Origin of the sequence: Pantoea pleuroti (assembly GCF_014156615.1) — a bacterium.
Lineage (GTDB): Bacteria > Pseudomonadota > Gammaproteobacteria > Enterobacterales > Enterobacteriaceae > Pantoea > Pantoea agglomerans.
Genome location: NZ_SBFD01000001.1, coordinates 22,980 through 41,676, shown reverse-complemented (window position 1 = coordinate 41,676; position 18,697 = coordinate 22,980). Strand labels below are relative to the sequence as shown.

22 protein-coding genes are annotated in these 18,697 nt (G+C 51.6%); 13 read left to right on the top strand and 9 right to left on the bottom strand.

Annotated elements, in window-relative coordinates; genetic code table 11:
• Window positions 1-34 precede the first annotated feature (34 nt).
• Entirely contained in the window at window positions 35-1,318 is a 1,284-nt protein-coding gene (locus tag EPG66_RS00275; RefSeq protein ID WP_010247602.1) for a FliC/FljB family flagellin, read from the bottom strand.
• 336 nt (window positions 1,319-1,654) lie between these two features.
• Here EPG66_RS00275 and fliD point away from each other — a divergent pair, with 336 nt between their 5' ends.
• The 4 genes from fliD (at window position 1,655) to amyA (ending at window position 5,434) form a co-directional block, all read left to right on the top strand.
• A complete protein-coding gene (gene fliD, locus EPG66_RS00270) occupies window positions 1,655-3,070 on the top strand; it encodes a flagellar filament capping protein FliD (RefSeq protein WP_115758912.1) in 1,416 nt (471 codons plus the stop codon).
• A gap of 8 nt (window positions 3,071-3,078) precedes the next feature.
• Window positions 3,079-3,486: a flagellar export chaperone FliS gene (gene fliS / locus EPG66_RS00265; protein WP_010247609.1), complete on the top strand. Its 408-nt coding sequence runs from the start codon at window positions 3,079-3,081 to the stop codon at window positions 3,484-3,486.
• The gene (gene fliT / locus EPG66_RS00260; protein ID WP_083068868.1) at window positions 3,486-3,851 is read left to right on the top strand and encodes a flagella biosynthesis regulatory protein FliT; all 366 of its coding nucleotides are present in this window, start codon (window positions 3,486-3,488) and stop codon (window positions 3,849-3,851) included. The genes fliS and fliT overlap by 1 nt, the downstream gene beginning before the upstream one ends.
• 101 nt (window positions 3,852-3,952) lie before the next feature.
• On the top strand, window positions 3,953-5,434 hold the full coding sequence (gene amyA / locus EPG66_RS00255) for an alpha-amylase (protein ID WP_182685603.1): 1,482 nt from the start codon (window positions 3,953-3,955) through the stop codon (window positions 5,432-5,434).
• Between the two features lie 100 nt (window positions 5,435-5,534).
• On the opposite strand, the gene yedD is transcribed toward amyA, so the two are convergent.
• Window positions 5,535-6,008: a lipoprotein YedD gene (gene yedD / locus EPG66_RS00250; RefSeq protein ID WP_039388770.1), complete on the bottom strand. Its 474-nt coding sequence runs from the start codon at window positions 6,006-6,008 to the stop codon at window positions 5,535-5,537.
• 254 nt (window positions 6,009-6,262) lie between these two features.
• Between yedD and EPG66_RS00245 the strand changes: the two genes are divergently transcribed.
• A complete protein-coding gene (locus EPG66_RS00245; RefSeq protein WP_008926858.1) occupies window positions 6,263-6,586 on the top strand; it encodes a DUF6388 family protein in 324 nt (107 codons plus the stop codon).
• 201 nt (window positions 6,587-6,787) lie between these two features.
• Here EPG66_RS00245 and iraP read toward each other — a convergent pair whose 3' ends face one another.
• Window positions 6,788-7,087 (bottom strand): anti-adapter protein IraP, encoded by a 300-nt coding sequence (gene iraP, locus EPG66_RS00240; protein WP_031593419.1) that lies wholly within the window; start codon window positions 7,085-7,087, stop codon window positions 6,788-6,790.
• 174 nt (window positions 7,088-7,261) lie between these two features.
• On the opposite strand from iraP, the gene EPG66_RS00235 reads away from it, so the two are divergent.
• The gene (locus EPG66_RS00235) at window positions 7,262-7,501 is read left to right on the top strand and encodes a DinI-like family protein (RefSeq protein ID WP_003854508.1); all 240 of its coding nucleotides are present in this window, start codon (window positions 7,262-7,264) and stop codon (window positions 7,499-7,501) included.
• 38 nt (window positions 7,502-7,539) lie between these two features.
• Here EPG66_RS00235 and EPG66_RS00230 read toward each other — a convergent pair whose 3' ends face one another.
• From EPG66_RS00230 to EPG66_RS00220, 3 genes are all read right to left on the bottom strand, one after another.
• On the bottom strand, window positions 7,540-7,806 hold the full coding sequence (locus EPG66_RS00230; protein WP_031593418.1) for a hypothetical protein: 267 nt from the start codon (window positions 7,804-7,806) through the stop codon (window positions 7,540-7,542).
• Window positions 7,807-7,957: 151 nt separating this feature from the next.
• Window positions 7,958-8,299 (bottom strand): hypothetical protein, encoded by a 342-nt coding sequence (locus EPG66_RS00225; protein WP_083068876.1) that lies wholly within the window; start codon window positions 8,297-8,299, stop codon window positions 7,958-7,960.
• A complete protein-coding gene (locus EPG66_RS00220; RefSeq protein ID WP_010247627.1) occupies window positions 8,286-8,669 on the bottom strand; it encodes a hypothetical protein in 384 nt (127 codons plus the stop codon). The genes EPG66_RS00225 and EPG66_RS00220 overlap by 14 nt, the downstream gene beginning before the upstream one ends.
• Window positions 8,670-8,805: 136 nt before the next feature.
• Between EPG66_RS00220 and EPG66_RS00215 the strand changes: the two genes are divergently transcribed.
• A complete protein-coding gene (locus EPG66_RS00215; protein WP_083068878.1) occupies window positions 8,806-9,438 on the top strand; it encodes a helix-turn-helix domain-containing protein in 633 nt (210 codons plus the stop codon).
• A gap of 65 nt (window positions 9,439-9,503) precedes the next feature.
• Here EPG66_RS00215 and EPG66_RS00210 read toward each other — a convergent pair whose 3' ends face one another.
• A complete protein-coding gene (locus tag EPG66_RS00210; RefSeq protein WP_010247633.1) occupies window positions 9,504-9,752 on the bottom strand; it encodes a hypothetical protein in 249 nt (82 codons plus the stop codon).
• A gap of 317 nt (window positions 9,753-10,069) precedes the next feature.
• On the opposite strand from EPG66_RS00210, the gene EPG66_RS00205 reads away from it, so the two are divergent.
• Window positions 10,070-10,270, top strand: a complete 201-nt coding sequence (locus tag EPG66_RS00205; protein ID WP_095707010.1) for a hypothetical protein — start codon at window positions 10,070-10,072, stop codon at window positions 10,268-10,270.
• 829 nt (window positions 10,271-11,099) lie between these two features.
• Window positions 11,100-12,257, top strand: a complete 1,158-nt coding sequence (locus EPG66_RS00200) for an acyltransferase family protein (protein ID WP_182685601.1) — start codon at window positions 11,100-11,102, stop codon at window positions 12,255-12,257.
• Window positions 12,258-12,786: 529 nt separating this feature from the next.
• On the opposite strand, the gene EPG66_RS00195 is transcribed toward EPG66_RS00200, so the two are convergent.
• Window positions 12,787-13,128, bottom strand: coding sequence for a hypothetical protein (locus EPG66_RS00195; RefSeq protein WP_182686011.1), 342 nt, complete (start codon window positions 13,126-13,128; stop codon window positions 12,787-12,789).
• Between the two features lie 222 nt (window positions 13,129-13,350).
• Window positions 13,351-13,662, bottom strand: coding sequence for a flagellar hook-basal body complex protein FliE (gene fliE, locus EPG66_RS00190; RefSeq protein ID WP_003854485.1), 312 nt, complete (start codon window positions 13,660-13,662; stop codon window positions 13,351-13,353).
• Window positions 13,663-13,894: 232 nt separating this feature from the next.
• Between fliE and fliF the strand changes: the two genes are divergently transcribed.
• From fliF to fliI, 4 genes are read left to right on the top strand one after another with little or no spacing between them, the layout of a single operon-like run.
• Window positions 13,895-15,634 carry a flagellar basal-body MS-ring/collar protein FliF gene (fliF, locus tag EPG66_RS00185; protein WP_109650620.1) on the top strand — a complete coding sequence of 580 codons (1,740 nt, stop codon included), beginning with the start codon at window positions 13,895-13,897 and terminating at the stop codon, window positions 15,632-15,634.
• Window positions 15,631-16,623: a flagellar motor switch protein FliG gene (gene fliG / locus EPG66_RS00180; protein WP_003854483.1), complete on the top strand. Its 993-nt coding sequence runs from the start codon at window positions 15,631-15,633 to the stop codon at window positions 16,621-16,623. Before fliF ends, fliG begins: the two co-directional genes overlap by 4 nt.
• On the top strand, window positions 16,616-17,311 hold the full coding sequence (gene fliH / locus EPG66_RS00175) for a flagellar assembly protein FliH (protein ID WP_064691427.1): 696 nt from the start codon (window positions 16,616-16,618) through the stop codon (window positions 17,309-17,311). Before fliG ends, fliH begins: the two co-directional genes overlap by 8 nt.
• On the top strand, window positions 17,311-18,672 hold the full coding sequence (gene fliI, locus EPG66_RS00170; RefSeq protein WP_010247655.1) for a flagellar protein export ATPase FliI: 1,362 nt from the start codon (window positions 17,311-17,313) through the stop codon (window positions 18,670-18,672). Before fliH ends, fliI begins: the two co-directional genes overlap by 1 nt.
• Window positions 18,673-18,697: the final 25 nt, after the last annotated feature.

Genomic DNA, 18,697 nt, shown 5'->3' with positions numbered 1-18,697 from the left:
CCGAGGCGGGGTTTTGAATGGGGGTCGAAGGCGATTAGCCCTGCAGCAGAGACAGAACCTGCTGTGGAACCTGGTTCGCTTTAGACAATACTGAGTTACCAGCCTGCTGCACGATCTGTGCTTTAGACATGTTGGAAACTTCAGTTGCGTAGTCAGCATCCTGAATACGAGACTGTGCTGCGGACAGGTTAGTCGTGGTGTTGTTCAGGTTAGTTACCGCTGAGTTCAGACGGTTCTGTACTGCACCCAAGCTTGAACGGAAGTTATCAACAGATGCGATAGCTTTGTCCAGCAGTGCCAGTGGGTTAGACGTTGCTGAACCCGTGTGCACGTTGGTGTTAGCCGCATCAGCGATGTCGCCGATTGCGCTTGCTACAGCAGTAGTACCTGTTGCGCCGCCATCAGTGATTGCGCCCGCTGCGGTGTTGTAGTCTTTGCCCTGAACAGTCACATAACCCTGTGCTGCGCCAGTTGCATCGCCGCCAACTTTAACGAACTGACCGGTCATGGTACCAGCAGTTACGCCGTTCGCCGTGTCGGTATAAGAAACGTCAGTGGTGTTCAGTGCAACTTTACCGGTCGCATCATCAACAGAAACTGCATAGTTATCGCTACCAGAAGAGACAACGTAAGTTGCAGTCGCTGCGCCAGCTGAAGTCTGTACGTTTTTCAGTGACAGTGAGCTTGCATCTACTTTCAGAGCAGTTGCAACAGCTGCCAGGTCAACATTTTTCAGTGAACCGCTTGCGCCAACCTGAGTGATTGCATCGCTGGTTTTCAGTGCGTTTTTAGAGACGCCGAAACCTGACAGGCCCAGAGTTGAAGAGTCAATCTTCTTCAGGTCGATGTTGATGGTTTCGCCGTCGTTTGCGCCAACCTGAATTTTCATTGCGCCGTCTTTAGCCAGCACGTTCACGCCGTTGAACTGAGTCTGACCAGATACGCGGTCGATTTCGCTCAGACGTGATTTGATTTCGTCCTGGATTGAACCGAGGTCAGAATCAGAGTTGGTGCCGTTCTGAGACTGTACAGTCAGCTCACGAACACGCTGTAAGTTGTTGTTGATTTCTGACAGCGCGCCTTCAGTAGTCTGCGCAGCAGAGATACCGTCGTTGGCGTTACGAGCAGCCTGAGTCAGGCCCTTGATGTTAGAGGTGAAACGGTTGGCAATTGCCTGACCAGCAGCGTCATCTTTCGCGCTGTTGATACGTAAACCAGAAGACAGACGCTCCATTGAAGTAGACAGAGCTGACTGGTTCTTGTTGATGTTGTTCTGAGTGATCAGCGAGAGGCTGTTGGTATTAATGACTTGGGCCATGATGAATTTTCCTGTTAATCAAGTCTTTCGGTTAAGGTGTGGGCTTCAACCCGCCGGCTTCAGCGCCGTCAAAGTTGTTATCGTCTGCCGTTTAACAACCTTTAGAATTTTTTTAGTACCAGGCGAATTTTTCTGCTTCAACCTGTCACGTTTTAAGTTATCGCCACCCGTCCGAACTTCTTTAGCGTTAATTCATTAATTTTCTAGCCGCGGAATTACCCTTCTCTATAGTGCTTATTTACCTCATTACCCTAAGGCAAATAACCTTAAACTTTCCTTATTCAAGGCCGATAACCCAGGTATCAATTTCTCTGTCGACCTTATAAAGGAATTAACATGGCTAGTATAAGCAACCTCGGTGTGGGCTCCGGCCTGCCACTCAGTACCATGCTTGACAGTTTGACCACCGCTGAAAAAGCGTCACTCACACCAATTTCAAAACAGCAGTCGGCTTACACGTCCAAGCTCAGTGCCTATGCCACGCTGAAAAGCTCACTGACGACTTTCCAGACCGCAAACACCAAGCTGAACAGTGCAGACCTGTTTACCTCTACCACCGCGGCCAGCAGCTCGACGGCGTTCAGCGCCACCACCTCTGGCAGCACCGTGGCCGGTAAATATGCGATTAATGTGACTCAGCTGGCACAGGCGCAGGTCCTGACCTCATCGGTGCAGAGCAGCAATACTGCCGCACTGGGCGACAGCTCTGTGGCCAGCCGCAGCATTGCGATTACCTTAAAAGATGGATCAAGCAAAAGCGTGACGCTTTCCAGCGATCAGACCTCGCTGACCGGTATGCGTGATGCCATCAATGGTGCCAATGCCGGCGTCACCGCCACCATTATTAAGGTGTCAGACGGCAGCTTCCGTCTTTCTATGAGCGCCAACAAAACCGGCAGTGATAATGCCGTGGCGACCATTGCCGTCACCGGTGACAGCACGCTACAGGGGATTGTGGGCTTTGACGCATCCTCCAGCAGCAATGTGATGACAGAAAGCGTGAAAGCGCAGAATGCCCAGCTCACGGTTAACAACGTTGCGATTGAGAACAGCAGCAACCAGATCAGTGATGCGCTGGAAGGGATTACCTTAAATCTGACCGCGCAGACAACTGGCGCTCAGACGCTGACGATTACTAAAGACACCTCAAAAGCCTCCAGCGCGATCAGCGGCTGGGTGGATGCCTACAATACGTTGCTGGATCAGTTCAGTACTCTGACCAAATACACCAAAGTGGATACCAACACGGATTCACAGGACGCCAGCAATGGCGCCCTGATCGGCGACAGCACGTTACGGACGATTGAGACGCAGCTGAAAAGCATGCTGACCAACGCGCAAAGCTCGTCATCCTACAAATCACTGGGGCAGATTGGCATCACAACCGACCCACAGACCGGTAAACTGAAAATTGATTCGACTAAGGTCAGTGCCGCGCTGGATAAAGATGCCGCAGGCGTGAAAGAGATGATCGTGGGCGACGGTAAAACCACCGGTATTACCACCAAAATCGCGACCAGCGTCACGGGCTGGTTGTCGTCTAAAGGGATTGTTCAGGCCGCTACCGATGGCGTCAGCAAAACACTGAATAACTTAACGGCCCTCTATAACACCACCAGCGATCGCATTGATGCGGATATCGCACGTTATAAAACACAGTTTACCCAGCTGGATCTGGCCATCAGTAAACTCAACTCGACCAGTACGTATCTGACGCAGCAGTTCGATACCTCAAGTTCTAATAAATCATAGGAGTGACCATGTACAGCGCTACAGGCACCAAAGCCTATGCAAAAATTGGCGTAGAAAGCGCCGTGATGAGCGCCAGCCAGCAGCAGCTGGTTGTGATGCTGTTCGACGGTGCACTGAGCGCGTTAATCCGCGCCCGCCTGTTTATGCAGGATGGCAATATTGCAGGCAAAGGCAACTCGATCTCCAAAGCGATCAATATCATTGAAGCCGGCCTGAAAGAGGGCCTGACAGAAAACCGTGGTGATGAGCTGGCCGATAATCTGCTGGATCTTTACAACTACATGACGCGTCGCCTGTTGCATGCCAACCTGAACAATGATGTTGCAGCGGTTGAGGAGGTCGAAGGCCTGCTGCGCAACATTGCTGACGCGTGGAAAGAAGTGGTTCAACCTAACCTGATTCAGGACGCCGTTTAATGACTACTGCACCGCATCTGATTACCGTTTACCAACAGTTACTCGATCTCAGCCAGGGAATGCTGCGTCATGCAGAACAAGGCGAATGGGATGAATTGATCAGCAGGGAGATGGAGTATGTCAGTGCGGTGCAGAACTTAGCCCAATCGACAGAAGCCGTGTCGCCGTCGGCACAGACTCAGGAGCAGTTACGTCCGGTGCTGCGCCGTATTCTCGACAACGAATGTGAAGTGAAACGTCTGCTGCAGGCGCGGATGGATGAGCTGGCCTCACTGGTGGGTCAGAACAGTCGCCAGAAATCGGTGATGTCCGCTTATAGCAATCAAGGCGGCGTTGTTATGGTGCCGCACGAAACCCTCTCCTGATCCCCTGCTCTGTCACGCCGCCAGATTTATTTTTCTGCGCGGCGTCTCTTTTTTGCCGCTTACTCCATACTTGATTTTCATCATCCCCTGGAGTGTGGTACATGCAAAACCCAACGTTATTACAGTTTTTCCATTGGTATTACCCGGATGGCAGCAAACTGTGGCCGGAAGTCGCCGATCGTGCGGCCTGGCTCAGCGAAATAGGTATCACCATGGCGTGGTTGCCACCGTGCTACAAAGGGGATTCGGGGGGCTATTCTGTCGGTTACGACAGCTACGATCTGTTTGACCTGGGTGAATTTGATCAGAAAGGGGGTGTTGCCACCAAATATGGCAACAAACAGCAGTTACTGGCGGCAACAGAAGCCCTGCGCAGTCACAACGTTGGGGTGCTGCTGGATGTGGTGCTCAACCACAAAATGGGTGCCGACGAGAAAGAGGCGATCAGCGTTAACCGCGTCAATCCCGATAACCGCGACGAAATCTACGACGAGGTGGTCGGGTGCGAGGCCTGGACGAAATTCACTTTTCCGGCGCGCGCCGGGGAGTTTTCGAAATTTGTCTGGGACCACAAATGCTTTAGCGGCGTAGACCACATCGAAAATCCGGACGGAAACGGCGTATTCAAAATCATCAATGACTACACCGCTGAAGGCTGGAACGACCAGGTTGATAACGAACTGGGTAATTTCGACTATCTGATGGGTGCCAACATCGATTTTCGCAACAACGCGGTCAGGGAAGAGCTCAAATACTGGGCGCGCTGGGTGATGGAACAGGTGCCCTGCACCGGCTTTCGTCTCGATGCGGTAAAACATATCCCGGCCTGGTTCTACAAAGAGTGGATCGACCATATTCAGGAGGTTGCTGAGGAGCCGATGTTTATCGTCGCGGAATACTGGTCGTTTGAAACGGAGAAGCTGCAGGAGTATGTGCATCAGGTGGAAGGCAAAACCATGCTGTTTGATGCACCACTGCACATGAACTTTCACCAGGCCTCAACTGCGGGCAGCGCCTACGATATGAGCCAGATCTTTGCTAACTCGCTGGTGGTCGCTGATCCGTGGCATGCCGTGACGATCGTGGCTAACCACGACACCCAGCCGCTGCAGTCGCTGGAAGCACCGGTAGAAGCCTGGTTCAAACCGCTGGCCTATGCGCTGATCCTGTTGCGTGAACAGGGTGTGCCCACCATCTTCTATCCCGACCTGTTCGGGGCGACCTATGAAGATGAAGGCGGCGACGGCGAGAAGCACAAAATTGAGATGCCGGTGATCCCTGAACTGGAAGGATTGATCCGGGCGCGCCAGCAGTATGGCTGGGGCGTGCAGACCGACTATTTTGATCACCCAAATTGCGTGGCCTTCAGCCGCAGCGGCACCGAAACACAGCCAGGCTGTGTGGTGATCATGTCGAACGGCGATGCCGGTGAGAAAAGCGTGCCGATGGGAGAAGGTTTTGCTGGCAAGGTCTGGCGCGATCATCTGGGTAACCGTGAAGAGACCATTACTGCCGACGAGCACGGCACGGCGGTCTTTGTCTGTAACGGTGGCAGTGTCAGCGTCTGGGTGGTTGCAGAATAAGCTCGTTGCAGAAGAAATGACTCAAAACTAAAACCGCCCCGGCAGACAGAAGCGTAAAGTGCGCTCTGCCCGTCGGGGCGGTTTTATTATGGGTCGGCCGTTACGACTTCGCGTTATTTTCTGTAATCGGTGTGCGCAGCAGTTGCGGTTCGATGTTCTGAATCACCGCGGCTTTCGGCTGCTTCGCCACCTCGTCAAGTGCCTGCTGACACTCAACGGTCGGACGCGCCACTTTACGCAGGGTCATCCTGTCATAGCTCAGCTCGCCATTCTCCACGACCAGCGGCATCACCCGCACCTGACGCGTTACATTGACATAATCGCCGCTTAACCGGGTCAGTTTGCCCGGCTTCGCAATCACTCGCATCCACTGACGGCAGTCCAGCGTGCTGCCATCCGCATTGATGATCACACTGGCTATCGCCTTATCGCTGATCAGGCTGCTCTGTGGGCCGACGGTTTGCCAGGTTCCCTGCAGTTCAGCAGGCGCCGGTGTTTGCACCGCATTCTCATAATCGTTGATTTGTGCACAGCCACTCAGTGCCAGCGCGGCAATCAGCATCCACTTTTTCATGTTTAATCCCTAAGATCCCATCAATGGCGGCTACGTTATAATTTTTCCACCGCGTTGCGCAAGGTATCTGGGTGTTCAAACACCACGCAGACCCTGATTGCGCCAGAATTTAACCCGCAGCGAGGCTCACGGTCAGGTTTTTGACCGGAAGTTCAGAGGCTGAACTGATGCAAAGCCCCGCCGTTGTCACGCCTGACAAGCGGAAGACAACCCGCTACACTGACGCGCTGCAACAGACTTTCAGGAATATGAATATGAAAACGCCAGAAGCCTACTATGCCCAGGCGCGCGAGATGTTTTTTACCGCGCATCCCGACTTTCAGTCTGCACTTGATGAATTAACAGAGAGCGACGCCCGTGCAGCTAACCTGTCACTGCGACAGCTGCGCGAATGGCATGCCGAGCGCATCTATGCGGCCTTTTTGCGGCAGAAGAATCTGGATGGAATGATCTTTTCTATTCAGCTCGCTGAGCCGGATAAAGCGGTGGCGGCTGAGGCTATCGAGACTTATCTCAAATCTCATGCTGAGTCACTGGGGATGAGCTGGGAAGAGTTTTGCATCAAAAACGAGCTGTAATCAGGGCCGCGTTGAAGTTGCATTTGTCAAACACCTCCAACCAGTTCAGGCACTGCAGATAAAGTTGTACTAACCGGGGGAAAGTGTATAACTTCGGCGTGCGACTAAGGTCGTGATTGTCCTTTAACGAATAGTGCTTATGCACTGCCTCTGCAGGTGTTGTCTCAATTCCACCTCCAGAGGCGAATTTTTTATCCGCCCCTACCCCTCACCTTCCGTCGCCTTACCCTTTACTTCAACATAACTTGCTACCGCCAGCAGACGATTAATATGCGTCAGCAACAGATCCACATCAGACTGCAGAAAATCGGTCGAAGATTTCGACGCGGTAATAATGGCATCCTGCACCGTTTCTGAAATGGTCAGCGAGTTGTCCTGTTTCGCCTGCACCAGCAGCGCTGCAACCAGCAGAGACTGCGCTTCAAGTTGCGCCGTCAACTCTTTTGCATCGACGTCCATCTTTGCCAGTTTTAGCAGAATATCAATTACCAGTTGTCGCATCGCGGACCTCCTAAAAGTAAGCCGCCATTATGTCGCGATGCGTGCGCATTTTGCTAGTCGAAGATTGAGGTTTATGCGAGATAAAAATTTACGCGAAATCGGGCACGCCGCCTTGCCACTGTTTTTATTTACAGTATTATATGTCAGCGATTTTGCCCTGAATGGATTGCCATCATGTTTGTTGAGTTGATTTATGACAAGCGCAACGTTGCCGGTTTACCGGGTGCCCGCGAGATGATTCGTGAGGAGCTGGAAAAGCGGGTGCATCGGGTGTTTCCTGACATTGAAGTTAAGGTCAAGCCGATGGAACGTAATGCGATTGATACTGATTTGAGTAAGAACGATAAAGCGACGGTTGCGCGGATTGTTGAAGAGATGTTCGACGAAGCGGAAATGTGGCTGGTGGCCGATTAATCCCTTAACGACCACCACATCAGTTAGCGGGAGATGACTTAGCTCTCCTGCTCGCTGTGATTAATTTCAATCTCGATGTCCTGAATCGCGGCATCCAGATCTTCCAGCAGTTTACCCTGCTTATTGAGCAGCGCATCGATTCGGTCGGCGTTGGTCTTGTCTTTATACTCACCGGCATCAAACGCTAACCATTGGCTGGAAAGGGTTTCGGTGTTGGTCTGAGCATAGTGACGCATCTCTTTTAGCTGAGAAGTCACGTCACGCAGATATTCAGTTTTGGTCTTGGTTTCTGTTGAATCGCTCATGCTAAATTTCCTTCTGGTCATCTATCCAAAGTGAGTAGGCTTAGCGGTTCATCAACCGGCCAATCAGCGGGCCTGCATTCAGGTACAAAATGTTGCCCGGATATTTAAAACTAGTCGATAATAGCGAAGCCGCATTAAGAATAATCGGAAGTTATGGTTTATGACCGGATTTCACGGCTGGCACCTCACTCTCAGTGACGACCTCTTTGACTTTTATGACCGTTTTGTCGGCTATGCGATCCGGTATTGCATCCAGCTTGTGCTGTATTGCTGCAACCTGATCGGTCAGCAGCTCCACTCTGTCATCACGCCGCGCCGCAATTAAGCGGTAATCCGCCCGAATCTCCTCGACCCGCTTGTTTGCGGTGTTACTGACGTAGAGAAAAATGATCGTCATCAGGATGCAAATCATCGAACAGCTCAGCAATACGCAGCCGAGGATAACTTTGCGCCGGTAAGACATAGGTGCCTTAGTGCTATTAATCATGGCCATCACTGCGATCCTCCAGAGTTGAGATAAGCCGATCAATCTCATTACGAAATTTATCGTTCTGATCGGTTTCGGTCATTGCCAGTAAAATCCCTACCGCATTCTTGATTAACCGAAGATCCGTTTCGAGTGTCGAGATACGCCGCAGATTCCTGTCGTGCCGTTCGCGTAGTTCATCGTTCTCCTCCCGTATCAGCAGGTTGCTCTCTTTCAGCAACACCACCTGCTCTTTGTAGCTGGTAATAATTTCGCCGCCGGCTCGATTACTGGTTACGATTGACGCTATTCCCGCCAATAACGGTTTCCAGAACAGCGCTGCAGCCCCCCCACCCAGAACTAACGCACCCATACTGGTAATCAGACTACTTTCCATGCCACACCCCTTTGTACGGTAAGGTCTCTGGAACTTACTGCGTGCTGCTTAGCCACGTCCCCCGCATGAAATTTAAGATTGCTTAAATACCAGGCTTAAGTATACTTAAGTCACTCTCAACCAAAAAGTCAAGCTTATGAAAAACGAAACGCTGGGTGACCGCATCCGACTCCGACGTAAATCGCTGCAGTTAACGCAGAAGCAATTGGCGCAACAGGTAAAAGTGTCCCATGTGGCGATTTCTCAATGGGAAAAAGAGGAGACGCTGCCGCGCGGTGAGAACCTGCTGCGGCTCGCTGAAGCGCTGGGCTGCGCACCGGCTTTTCTGATAGATGGGGATGGACCTGTTTTCAGCGAAAGCGCCTGGAGTGGTCTGCACCAGATCCCACTGCTTGCACAGCGCGACGTGCCGCAATGGCTGAACGAGGCCGGTTCCGTCCGGCATGAATTGCTGATGCACAACGACATGGCGCTTTCGCAGCAGAGCTTTGCCTTCCGGGTTGAAGAACAGGCGATGACGCCCGCGATTCTGCGGAATGATGTGGTGATCATCGATCCCAGGCAGTCACCTCAGCCCGGCGACTGCGTGCTGGTATTGCAGCAACAGGCCGCGCTGCTACGCACCTGGCGTCAGCGCGGCATTGAAAATGGCGTCATGCAGTTTGAACTGGCACCGGTCAATATCAACTTCCCTGAGCTGCATTCCAGCCGGGACAGCCTGAAGCTGATTGGTACGCTGGTGGAACTGCGGCGCTACCGCCAGCTATAAAAAAACCCGCCGGGCGCGGGTTCACTTTTCATTGTACAACGGTGGCTGAGATTATCGCCGGGCAACTACAGGGCATCGGTCAGTTGATCTACCACCACTTTGCCCTGCAGATCGGTCTGCATAATGCGGTAATTGACGGGCCATGAGCGGCGGGTACTGAGTTTATCGAACAGGGTTACGCCGCCTTTTTTAACTCCCTGGCTATTTACAATAATCCATTCGGTGACCTCTTCCTGACCACGATTTTTCAGGCTCAGCGAGCGTTGTTCGATTAACTGATCTTCAGCTTCAATCTTTAAATAGTCTCTTAACATAATTTCTATCTCCTGGTAACGCAAGCCACTATATGCCTTTTGTTAATCCGTTCAATCGAATTTATTTATCGATCTGTTTATCGACGGGAATGTGACCTGCCGCAAGCGACATGACAGGTTTGTCCATTACTGCATCAGGGATTCCCGGTTAGCATAATCCTGCTGTACACACCCAAACATCGAAAATGACGTGTTCAGTATGAGAGAAACTCCGATTAGCCCGCCTCTGGCGGGCTTTTTTTCTTCTTTAATCCGCTGCGCATGCGGGATGTCAGTGCTGGTCTAAACTTAAGAGACTGGAATAAAAGGAGAGAGTTATGTTTAAGCACAATACGAATGAAGAACGTAAGAAAGAAGGTGATGTCAGCAAAAGCCTGCCGGAAGCCGCGCCAAACGCTGGTAATGCTTACGAGGAAGATGATCATCCTGCCACTGATGCGCCGAAAGATCATGGCGAAGTGCCGCGCAAAAATGATGACAGCCAGGATGACAAAAAAGATCCTTACAAAGCGGGTTAATTACTTGTACTTACGCGCCCCGATGCGGGCGCGCTTATTTGAACCAGTCTCATATCATGCAGACTCAAGGAAATATAACGGAAAATTCTACACCTCATAATAGAAAAACCGTTTTTCTAATACGAAATATAGCAGACTAAACGATATGACATACCATCAAACGATACAGTTTATAACAGCCTTTCAGATGCTTCTGAATAAAAACCTGTTCCAATAATTAATAAAACAATTAACGCACATAACATTTCTCAGCATGACTGTTTAATACATTGCCTGCTCCGCTATATAAATTAACTCATTGTCACGGAAAGCTATTATTTTTTTAACTAAGCTATTTAGTGTGCTTTTCTGAATCATGCGTAAAAAATATTGAATAGTAGTATTTTTCCTAAACTAATAAATTAACCTGGCGTATTTATTTTGATCATTTCCCAATAGTATTGCATTATTATTCTATCATGTAGCAGCCGCATAAATCTGGTACTTCTGTATTCAAATACTGCTGACTCAAATACTGATGGATGCCAGAATAGATGAACTTAGTCACCAGTCCTGGTACGCTAAAAAATCATACCTGGCATCATCATATAAATGGCATGATTGGCCAATTTCCCATAAGCGATGATGGAGTCAAGAAAATCTGATCACATCATCTCAATACACTGCAAAATTAAACTAACTCCTTGTAAAATAATTGCTTTTTTATCAAAAAAAAATCGGAATGCTAAATTCTTTTTCAAAAATGGGATTTTTCTCATCATTCGCTTGATTTTTACATCAAATTATCAGAGATTTACGTTTTGATTATGATTATTTTGAGGATACTTGCATGTCGCAAGTTACGCCCGAGATCGATAGTCCGTCTGTCAACACGATTGCAACTGCCGGATCTGCCATCAGCTCGTCACGCGTTGTGTTTGCAGGCCAACTCCGTGCTATTGCATTTTTGTGCGTAGTCATTGTCCATTGGTTCGGAATCTACTCGTTAGATCATCAGTTTATTAGCCGTGTGACTGGTGCAACCATCCATGCTGAGGGTAATGCAGCATATTATATGGCATTATTGCCTCCATTACCCTACTTTAACTATGGTCCTTTTGGAGTTTCGATTTTTTTCCTTATTAGTGGCTTTGTTATTTCTTATTCTATTAAGAAAAAATCCAGACTTGCTTATTTAAAAGCCAGAGCGATGAGGATATACCCTACTTACATTGCATGCTCTGTCATTATGATTTCAATCTATACAATCAGCCATTACTATTGGGGAAGCAATCCGGACATTAGCCTTACCCGATTTATATTCAATGCCACGTTACTATCCTCAATATTCAACTATGAAAGTATTGACTATGTTAACTGGACTTTGTCCATTGAGATAAAATTTTATCTATGCTGTGCAATGCTTTATAGTGCTATTAAAAGCGCAAAGATAACACATGTTATGGCATTGCCATTTATGGTCATGATAATGACTTTAGTCACAAGCCATTTCCAAATTGGCTCCTCTGAACCCGGTCATTTTTCGTTTGATGCGTTAAAAATTGAAATGACATATGTCTCTTATATGGTACTGGGCATTCTGATTAACTTTCTGTTTGAGAAAAAAATCCCTGTGGGTGAGTTTATAGCATCAACATTTGTGGTTGCTCTATGTATAGCAATAACCTGGCGAGTTGGGCCACAAGCTAATCAATTTGTCGGTACAGGAATAAACTATATTTATGGGTATATATTCTTTTTTACCGCATACTTAATGAATAATCAATTCAAAGAGAATAAAGTAATGTCGTTTCTCTCAGAGATAAGTTATTCCTTTTATGCACTGCATTCTGTTATCGGATATTGCATTCTCATATTGCTGGAAAGTTTAGGGATCCCTTATTTTTACTCGCTTTTCATTGCTTTCATTCTTGTGATGTTTATATCGTGTATTATGTATATCACTATTGAAAAGAAAAGCATCATGATTAGTAAAAAAATCACATAAAACAGAAAATTCTGGCTGGTCAGATTCTTACACAAAACAGTGGATAGATCCCACCCTTCATAAAAATAAAGAAATTTTATTATAGCCCTGGCCCTGCTGGCCCAGAAATTGGTGCTGGAGCAGGATGATATTTTGCCGGGTGGAATAAAAAGTTTCAATTTTGAGCAGCCAGATAACGCCGTGATTGAATAGTTTGAGATTGTCCGACCCACCAGTCTCAAATCATTGCCACTTTCTATTCCGATTCACAGGCATCAGATATGAATAAGGCAGTTTCAGCCATGGTTACGGAATGCAAAGGACCTTTTTGATTGTGATGAAATCGGTTCAGTTAACCAATTAATGCTGAGGAGGAGTAAACGCAACCCGGCCAAAATGAAATGATTGCAGTAGCGACTAAGCAATTTTTATCGCTGTCAGTCTTGACGCTGCACAAGCCGAATCTGTAGCCTCTGACCCCGCTTCTCATATTAGGGTGCTTGCAGCGCTGCGTTTCAGGTGCTAATCCCTGCAGTCATTGACGTCGGCATCATCTGACCTTGTCGCAATCATAGGCCCCTCGTATGCGGATCTGACTCTGGCTGGTGCGGACGATTTCAGCTCTTAACAGCCCTTTGCCCTCACGGTTCGTCAGCTCCATATCCACCATCCCTGGCGCTTTGCTGTTTTTCACCAGCAGTTTGACCGTCGCGTTGTCGTAGTCGCCCTTCTCTTTCGCAAAGGTGACTTTCTGCGTTTTTGCGCGTTCTCCATTCACCGAGAACCAGCCGCTCTTGTCAGGTTTAAGAGAGAACGGCCCGCACTGCGTGGCAGCAAAGGCTGGGAGAGATAAGCTGATTAACGATGCGATAAGGATAAGTTTTTTTAGCATTGGGCTGGCGTCCTGCTGATGGGTGATGAGGTGTCGGGTCGCCTGCACCGAAGAGTGAGTTCCCTGCTGCACGGCTCGTAATAAAGAGCAGTATAGTCAATGACACCTGCATTATCGCCAGTACAGGGTCATAGACTCAGCAAAGTGATCCGCGTTGATGCGGGCATCCCACTCCCCTAATCGCCACCACGCAGACGTGCCTTGTTCAGCGGAATCAGCTCACTAAACCTGCATATTCATAATTTCGCTATACGCCGACACCAGCTTGTTCCTGACCTGAATACCCATCTGCATTGAGATTGACGATTTCTGCAGATCGACCATCACGTCATTAAGCGCGATACCCGGTTTCCCCATCTCAAAATCCTGCGCCTGGGTGCGGGCGGTGGTCTGCGTCTCGCTGATCTTATCCAGCGCCGCTTTCATAGTCGCACCGAAATCGATCTGATTAGGGGCTTCACTGCTGCGGTTGCTGGCCTGCAGTGAGGTCGCCTGAAGCTGCTGCAGTACGCCGTCAATTGCCTGAATGGACATGAACGATACCTTATAAAGGAGGATGATATTTTTTCTGTGGGGAAAAGTTAGCACGTTGTCAATGAGACAAAGCCGCTAAATGACAGCAAAAAACCTACCTTATCCAGCCATCGAATTTTCCTTATCACTTAATAATGCCTGGCATTGAAGTGGAAATTTTATCTACGCAGGTCAGGGAGTCTGTTTTGCCATCTCAACTTACCCGGTCAATTACGTCAGGCAGGAATCGGTCATGAATGCGAGTACAGCCGCCACAACAGAACAAGAAAAGAAAGGCTTCGGTGACCTGCTCGCTCGCCTGCGCGCAAATCCGCGTATTCCTTTAATCGTCGCTGCCGCCGCCGTTGTGGCGATAGTGATCGCGATGGTGCTCTGGGCGAAGCAGCCCAGCTATAGCGTCCTTTATAACAACCTTACAGATGAAGATGGCGGTGCCATCGTCACGCAGCTGACGCAGATGAACATCCCTTATCGCTTCGCCGAAAATGGCGGCGCGCTGATGGTGCCGGAAGCGAACGTGCATGAGCTGCGTCTGCGTCTGGCTCAGCAGGGTCTGCCGAAAGGCGGCTCGGTGGGTTTTGAGCTGCTGGATAAAGAGAAGTTCGGTATCAGCCAGTTCAGCGAGCAGGTTAACTACCAGCGCGCGCTGGAAGGCGAACTGGCTCGTACCATCGAATCACTCGGCCCGGTTAAAAGCGCCCGTGTTCATCTGGCGATGCCAAAACCAACCTTATTTGTGCGTGAGCAGAAAGCGCCATCCGCTTCTGTCACCTTAACCCTGCAGCCTGGCCGTGCGCTGGATGAAGGCCAGATTCAGGCCATCGCCCACATGGTCTCAAGCAGCGTCGCCGGTTTACCGCCGGGCAACGTCACCGTGGTCGATCAGACCGGTCGCCTGCTGACCCGCTCTGACTCCGCCGGTCGCGACCTGAATGATGCACAGCTCAAGTATGCCTCTGAAGTTGAAGCACGCTACCAGCAACGTATCGAAGCGATCCTGAATCCGATTCTCGGTCAGGGCAATGTGCATGCGCAGGTTACCGCGCAGATTAACTTCGACACCGCCGAGCAGACCGACGAGAAATATCAGCCTAACGCTAATCCGTCGAACTCAGCGATTCGTTCGCGTCAGACCAGTACCAGCGACCAGTCAGGCAGCCCTTATCCGGGCGGCGTGCCGGGCGCGCTCTCTAACCAGCCTGCGCCAGCTAACACTGCGCCGGTGACGACGCCGAACAACAATGCCGCCAATGGCCAGAACGCCAATGGTCAGAATGCTAACGGTCAGAACAACGCGGCGAATAACGCTAACCAGACCACCAGCACCGCAGCGGCCAGTGCCGGACCGACCAATTCGCGTCGTGACGACACGGTGAACTACGAACTGGATCGCACCATTCGTCATACCAAGGTCAACGTTGGCGACGTACAGCGTCTGTCGGTTGCGGTCGTGGTGAACTTCCGTGCAGATGATAAAGGCAAAGCGGTTGCGCTGAACGAACAGCAGCTGAAGCAGATTGAAGATCTGACCCGCGAAGCGATGGGTTACTCCCAGAACCGTGGCGACAGCATCAACGTGGTGAACTCGCAGTTCAACACCACTGAACCGGTGACCACCGATCTGCCCTTCTGGCAACAGCAGTCGTTCTTTGATCAGCTGATGAACGCCGGTAAGTGGCTGTTGATTGCCCTGGTAGCCTTCATCCTTTACCGCAAACTGGTTCGTCCGCATCTGGTTCGCAAACAGGCCGCAGAGAAAGCCGCCGCGGAAGCCGTTGCCGCCCGAGCGACTGAGCAGCCGGAAGAAGAAGCCTTTAATGTGCAGCTCAGCAAAGATGAGCTGGATCAGGAACGTAAGTCTACCAACCGCATGAGCGCAGAAGTGATGAGTCAACGCATCCGCGACATGTCAGAAAACGATCCGCGCGTTGTAGCGCTGGTAATTCGCGAATGGATGAGTAAAGAGCTATGAGTCTGACCGGAACCGAAAAAAGCGCCATCCTGATGATGACCATTGGCGAAGAGCGCGCTGCGGAAGTTTTCAAACACCTGAACCAGCGTGAGGTCCAGCACCTGAGCGGCGCGATGGCCAATATGCGTCAGGTGTCGCATAAGCAGCTGACTGAAGTGCTGCGTGAGTTCGAAGCGGATGCTGAGCAGTTCGCGGCGCTGAGCCTGAACTCCAACGAATACCTGCGTTCTGTGCTGACCCGTGCGCTGGGCGAAGAGCGCGCCTCCAGCCTGCTGGAGGACATTCTCGAAACGCGCGAAACCACCAGCGGCATGGAAACGCTCAACTTTATGGAGCCGCAGGCTGCTGCCGACCTTATTCGCGACGAGCATCCACAGATCATCGCCACCATCCTGGTCCACCTCAAGCGTGCTCAGGCCGCCGATATTGTGGCGCTTTTCGACGAACGTCTGCGCCACGACGTGATGCTGCGTATCGCCACTTTCGGTGGTGTCCAGCCAGCCGCGCTGGCCGAACTGACCGAAGTACTGAACGGCCTGCTGGATGGCACCAACCTCAAGCGTGCGAAGATGGGCGGCGTGAGAACCGCAGCCGAAATTATCAACCTGATGAAAACGCAGCAGGAAGAGGCGGTTATCGAAGCCGTACGCGACTTCGATGGCGAACTGGCGCAGAAAATTATCGACGAGATGTTCCTGTTCGAAAACCTGGTGGCAGTGGACGACCGCAGCATCCAGCGTCTGTTGCAGGAAGTGGAGTCCGAGCAGCTGCTGGTTGCACTGAAAGGTGCCGAACAGCCACTGCGCGAGAAGTTCCTCAAAAACATGTCAGCCCGTGCGGCCGACATCCTGCGCGACGATCTGGCCAACCGTGGTCCGGTGCGTATGTCCGCAGTGGAAAACGAACAGAAAGCGATCCTGCTGGTGGTACGCCGCCTTGCCGAGTCAGGCGAGATGGTGATTGGTGGTGGCGAGGAAACTTATGTCTGATGCATTTTCTGCGCGCCCCTGGCAGCTGTGGCAGCCCACTGATTTAGGCCGTTTCGATGAGCCTGCTGAACCGGAGCTGCAGCCAGAAATTTACGAAACTGAAGATGGCGTTGATGAGCAGCAACAGCAGCTCGAACGCCTGCAGCAGCAGATGCGCAAAGAGGCACAGGGCCAGGGTTACAACGAAGGCTATCAGCAGGGTGTAACCGAAGGCCAGAAAGCCGGTTACGACGCCGGTTTTCAGCAGGGTCTGGCCGATGCCCAGCAGCAGCAGGCGCCGCTTCAGGCGCGTATGCAGCAGCTGGTAACCGAGTTTCAGAACACGCTGGAATCGCTGGACAGCGTGATTGCGGCTCGTCTTATGCAGCTGGCGCTGGAAGCGGCACGTTCGGTGATTGGTCAGGCGACCACGGTGGATGGCACCGCCCTGCTGCGTCAGATTCAGGGTTTACTGCAGCAGGAACCGATGTTCAGCGGCAAACCGCAACTGCGTGTTCACCCGGATGACTTACAACGCATCGAGCAGACCCTGGGTCCGACGCTGGATCTGCACGGCTGGCGGCTGATCGCTGACAGCACCCTGCATCCTGGCGGCTGTAAACTCAGCGCAGAAGATGGCGACCTGGATGCCAGCGTCGCGACGCGCTGGCAGGAACTCTGCCGTCTTGCCGCACCGGGAGAACTGTAATGACCACTCGTCTGAATCGCTGGCTCGGCTCGCTCGACGCCTTTGAGAAACGCATTGCCCAGGTGCAGCCGGTGCGCCGTTATGGCCGTCTGACCCGTGCCACCGGCCTGGTGCTGGAAGCGACCGGCTTACAGCTGCCGCTGGGTGCGACCTGCGTAATCGAACGCAACGATGGCAAAACCATCAGTGAAATCGAAAGCGAAGTGGTGGGATTCAACGGTCAGAAGCTGCTGATGATGCCACTGGAAGAAGTGGACGGCATTTTACCAGGAGCGCGGGTCTATGCGCGCCAGAACGGAGAGAACCCGCAGGCGGGCAAACAGATGATGCTGGGGCCGGAACTGCTGGGCCGCGTACTCGATGGCAGCGGGCGTCCGCTGGACGGCCTGCCGTCTCCGGATACCGGCTATCGCGCGCCGCTGAACACTCCTCCGTTTAACCCGCTGCAGCGTACGCCGATCACCGACGTACTGGATACCGGCGTGCGGGCGATCAACGCCCTGCTGACGGTCGGTCGCGGACAGCGTATGGGCCTGTTCGCCGGTTCGGGTGTGGGTAAAAGCGTGCTGCTTGGCATGATGGCGCGCTACACCAAAGCGGACGTCATTGTGGTCGGTCTGATTGGCGAACGTGGCCGCGAAGTAAAAGATTTTATCGAGAACATTCTCGGCGCTGAAGGCCGCGCCCGTTCGGTGGTGATCGCCGCCCCGGCCGACGTTTCGCCGCTGCTGCGTATGCAGGGTGCCGCTTACGCCACTCGTATCGCAGAAGATTTTCGCGACCGCGGCCAGCATGTGTTGCTGATTATGGATTCCCTGACCCGCTACGCCATGGCGCAGCGTGAGATCGCGCTGGCGATTGGTGAGCCGCCGGCCACCAAAGGCTATCCGCCTTCCGTATTCGCCAAACTGCCTGCGCTGGTTGAGCGTGCCGGTAACGGCATCGACGGTGGCGGCTCGATCACCGCCTTCTATACCGTCCTGACCGAAGGCGACGATCAGCAGGACCCGATCGCCGACTCGGCGCGCGCCATTCTCGACGGCCACATTGTGCTGTCGCGTCGGCTGGGCGAAGCGGGTCACTATCCGGCCATTGATATAGAAGCCTCGATCAGCCGAGCGATGACCTCGCTGATCGATGAGAACCACTATGCGCGGGTGCGCCAGTTTAAGCAGTTGCTCTCCAGCTTCCAGCGTAACCGCGATCTGGTCAGCGTCGGTGCTTATGCCGCGGGCAGTGACCCAATGCTTGATAAAGCGATCACGCTCTATCCGCAAATGGAAGCCTTCCTGCAACAGGGCATCTTTGAGCGCAGTGATTACGACGACGCCAGCCTGCATCTGCATGCGCTGTTTGGCTAGTCATACGAATTAACGCGAGGTAACG

Excerpts from the sequence above, each read along its gene's own strand:
- yedD (WP_039388770.1), bottom strand. The coding sequence starts at position 6,008 with ATGAAAAAGTGGATGCTGATTGCCGCGCTGGCACTGAGTGGCTGTGCA.
- EPG66_RS00210 (WP_010247633.1), bottom strand. The coding sequence starts at position 9,752 with ATGTTAAGAGACTATTTAAAGATTGAAGCTGAAGATCAGTTAATCGAA.
- EPG66_RS00205 (WP_095707010.1), top strand. The coding sequence starts at position 10,070 with ATGTTTAAGCACAATACGAATGAAGAACGTAAGAAAGAAGGTGATGTC.
- EPG66_RS00235 (WP_003854508.1), top strand. The coding sequence starts at position 7,262 with ATGTTTGTTGAGTTGATTTATGACAAGCGCAACGTTGCCGGTTTACCG.
- iraP (WP_031593419.1), bottom strand. The coding sequence starts at position 7,087 with ATGCGACAACTGGTAATTGATATTCTGCTAAAACTGGCAAAGATGGAC.
- EPG66_RS00215 (WP_083068878.1), top strand. The coding sequence starts at position 8,806 with ATGAAAAACGAAACGCTGGGTGACCGCATCCGACTCCGACGTAAATCG.
- fliI (WP_010247655.1), top strand. The coding sequence starts at position 17,311 with ATGACCACTCGTCTGAATCGCTGGCTCGGCTCGCTCGACGCCTTTGAG.
- fliT (WP_083068868.1), top strand. The coding sequence starts at position 3,486 with ATGACTACTGCACCGCATCTGATTACCGTTTACCAACAGTTACTCGAT.
- EPG66_RS00245 (WP_008926858.1), top strand. The coding sequence starts at position 6,263 with ATGAAAACGCCAGAAGCCTACTATGCCCAGGCGCGCGAGATGTTTTTT.
- fliD (WP_115758912.1), top strand. The coding sequence starts at position 1,655 with ATGGCTAGTATAAGCAACCTCGGTGTGGGCTCCGGCCTGCCACTCAGT.
- EPG66_RS00225 (WP_083068876.1), bottom strand. The coding sequence starts at position 8,299 with ATGGCCATGATTAATAGCACTAAGGCACCTATGTCTTACCGGCGCAAA.
- EPG66_RS00220 (WP_010247627.1), bottom strand. The coding sequence starts at position 8,669 with ATGGAAAGTAGTCTGATTACCAGTATGGGTGCGTTAGTTCTGGGTGGG.
- EPG66_RS00195 (WP_182686011.1), bottom strand. The coding sequence starts at position 13,128 with ATGCTAAAAAAACTTATCCTTATCGCATCGTTAATCAGCTTATCTCTC.
- fliG (WP_003854483.1), top strand. The coding sequence starts at position 15,631 with ATGAGTCTGACCGGAACCGAAAAAAGCGCCATCCTGATGATGACCATT.
- EPG66_RS00230 (WP_031593418.1), bottom strand. The coding sequence starts at position 7,806 with ATGAGCGATTCAACAGAAACCAAGACCAAAACTGAATATCTGCGTGAC.
- fliE (WP_003854485.1), bottom strand. The coding sequence starts at position 13,662 with ATGTCCATTCAGGCAATTGACGGCGTACTGCAGCAGCTTCAGGCGACC.
- EPG66_RS00200 (WP_182685601.1), top strand. The coding sequence starts at position 11,100 with ATGTCGCAAGTTACGCCCGAGATCGATAGTCCGTCTGTCAACACGATT.
- fliF (WP_109650620.1), top strand. The coding sequence starts at position 13,895 with ATGAATGCGAGTACAGCCGCCACAACAGAACAAGAAAAGAAAGGCTTC.
- EPG66_RS00275 (WP_010247602.1), bottom strand. The coding sequence starts at position 1,318 with ATGGCCCAAGTCATTAATACCAACAGCCTCTCGCTGATCACTCAGAAC.
- fliS (WP_010247609.1), top strand. The coding sequence starts at position 3,079 with ATGTACAGCGCTACAGGCACCAAAGCCTATGCAAAAATTGGCGTAGAA.
- fliH (WP_064691427.1), top strand. The coding sequence starts at position 16,616 with ATGTCTGATGCATTTTCTGCGCGCCCCTGGCAGCTGTGGCAGCCCACT.
- amyA (WP_182685603.1), top strand. The coding sequence starts at position 3,953 with ATGCAAAACCCAACGTTATTACAGTTTTTCCATTGGTATTACCCGGAT.